This is a genomic window from Synechococcus sp. F70.1 (assembly GCF_047502745.1).
GTDB lineage: Bacteria > Cyanobacteriota > Cyanobacteriia > Thermostichales > Thermostichaceae > Thermostichus.
Genome location: NZ_JANSJL010000009.1, coordinates 1 through 659 on the forward strand (window position 1 = coordinate 1; position 659 = coordinate 659).

The window sequence follows — 659 nt, forward strand, 5'->3', positions numbered from 1 at the left end:
ACAGGGGCCACAGGGGGAATTGGCAGTGCCCTTGTGCCTCTCTTGGCCCAGGCCGGAGCCCATCTGGTGCTGGCGGCGCGGCGAGAAGGGCCCCTAGCCACCTTGGCCGAGAAAGCAGTAGCCCTCGGGGCTGCTTCTGGAGTAGGGATCCCCACAGATGTAACCGACTACGCCCAGGTCGAGGCGCTGGTGACCCAAACGCTGCAGAGGCACGGGCGGATCGATGTGCTAATCAACCTCGCCGGCGCCGGCATCCTCAAACCTGCCCCGCAAATTACCCCCGCTGACCTGGAGCAGATGCTGGCGGTCAACCTCAAGGGCAGCTTCTACACCAGCCAACTGGTGGCCAACGCCATGCGGGAGCAGAAGTCCGGCCATATTCTCAACTTCCCCGGCATTCTGGGTCGCCACCCCATGGCCATGGCCTCGGCTTACTGTGCTGCCAAATTTGGCGTGGTCGGCTTTACCAAGTGCATGGCCGATGAGCTAAAGCGCTTTGGGGTGCGCTTTACCCTGTTTTACTTTGGCGGCATCGACTCGCCCTTTTGGGATCCCATCAGCCTCAAGGTGCAAAGGGACAAAATGCTCAGCCCCGCCACGGCTGCCGAGGCCATTCGCTTTGTCCTCACCCTGCCGGCCAATGCCGTGCCCAATGAGGT

At 62.2% G+C, this 659-nt stretch carries 1 protein-coding gene; it reads left to right on the forward strand.

Annotation, left to right across the window (positions count from 1 at the left end; genetic code table 11):
* Window positions 1-659: SDR family oxidoreductase (locus tag NW860_RS00500; RefSeq protein WP_414511901.1), on the forward strand; the 659-nt coding region annotated here is incomplete at both ends.